Raw genomic sequence first — 1,570 nt, 5'->3', positions numbered from 1 at the left:
GTTCGCGGCGTTCTTCGCGGTGCGGTTCCTTATGACCCGCGAGCGCGCCTACGACGTGCGGTCGAAGACGGCGATGGAGGTCACGCTCGTGTTCATCGTCGCGACCATGATCTCGGGAGATCTGTGGACCTGCTTCGAGTGGGGCGTGTGGTGGGTGTGGGAGCCGCGCCTGACCACGTATTTCATCTTGATGCTGCTGGTGATCGCATATTTCATCCTGCGCAACGCCATCGACGACCCGGAGCGCAGGGCGCGTTTCTGCGCGGTGTTCGGCATCGTTGCGTTCATCGACGCGCCGATCTCGTTTCTGATCACGCGCCTCGTGCCGAGCTCCGTCCATCCGGTGGTGTTCCGCACCGACAGCGGCCTGCCGCCGATGATGCTGATCCCGTTCCTGCTCGGGCTGTTCGGCATGCTGATGATCGCGTTCGCGCTGTACCGTGTGGCGTGGCGGGTGAACGCCGACGCCCTCGCGGTCGAGGAGCTGAAGGAGCGGCTCGAGGAGCAGGACGCACGGGCGAACCGCGCGGCGGCCGAGGAGGCGCTCGCGCGGCTGCAGGCGCGGGGCGCGGCGGTCGCCTCGGGTGCGACGGCAGGCGATGGTGCGGGCGGCGACGGGGCCGGAACGCGCGGGGTTTCCGCCGAGGCGCCCGTCGTTTCCAGTGCGACCGGTTCGAGCGAGTTCGGTGCCGTCTCGCCCGGCGCCGGTGAGAGTGACCGGGCATATGCGAGCGAGCGCGGCGATTCTGTCCGAGGTCTATTCGACCGTGCTGCCTGCGGCGCCGTTCGTGATCGGGGCGTATGTGGGTATCTGGTTGGCGCTGTTCGCGTACGTGTTCGTGTTGTCGCGCCGGGCGAAGCGCACGAGCGAGGACGTCCGGGCGCTCGAGCGGGCTCTCGGGGACCGGGAGCGCCGCGCGCGGGACGAGTAGCGCAGGCGGCGGGGATGCGCGCGGCTCGCCCGGGCGGGTGCGCCGCTCGGCCAGGCCGTGCGGGCGGGCGCGATTCCCCCGGTTCGGCATGCAGGCTGCGGCCTGCTCGGCCACGCGCGGTGATGTGTCGCAAATATGGAGTCCTCGCCGAGGAAGATGTTCTCCTTGCATTGTCGGTTCGGGGTTCGTAATATGTTTTCTTGCGCTGAGGCGCAACCAGACATTGCGGGGTGGAGCAGTCTGGTAGCTCGCCGGGCTCATAACCCGGAGGTCGTAGGTTCAAATCCTGCCCCCGCGACCAAGAACGTGCAGCTCGGAGGTCATATGGCCTCCGAGCTTTTTTGTTTAGCTCGATTTCGGCTGGTTTCGAAACGGAGCTCGCCCATACCGATCGGCCTATAGGACAAAAAGGCTTGTAGGACAAAAAGTGCGTCCGAAGCAGAGGCGTCGGCGCTGGCCGGACGCTACCTGCTCAGCGTCGAGAACGGCCTCGACGACCATGCGGCTGCCCGGGACGCGGGCAGGGTCGACCCCGTCGGCCGCACGTGGCCCGAGTGGGGCGCGCCTGCCCTCGACGTGCGGGCGCCCCCGTCGGCTTTGAGATCGCTCGGTGCGCCGTCGTCATACTCCACCGGGTG

Annotated in this window: 1 protein-coding gene and 1 tRNA gene; both read left to right on the top strand. The window is 67.8% G+C overall.

What is annotated here, in order from left to right:
- Nucleotides 1–1,123 (top strand): cytochrome c biogenesis protein (gene ccsA, locus INF29_RS15520; protein WP_207728187.1); only part of this gene is annotated, 1,123 nt, incomplete at its 5' end.
- Between the two features lie 33 nt (nucleotides 1,124–1,156).
- Nucleotides 1,157–1,233: transfer RNA gene (locus tag INF29_RS14150), tRNA-Met, on the top strand.
- Nucleotides 1,234–1,570 lie beyond the last annotated feature (337 nt).

The organism is Anaerotignum lactatifermentans (assembly GCF_014982935.1).
In the GTDB taxonomy this organism is placed as follows: domain Bacteria; phylum Bacillota; class Clostridia; order Lachnospirales; family Anaerotignaceae; genus Anaerotignum; species Anaerotignum lactatifermentans.
Note: the sequence above shows the minus strand (reverse complement) of the source record. Positions and strands in the feature narration are given on the sequence as shown.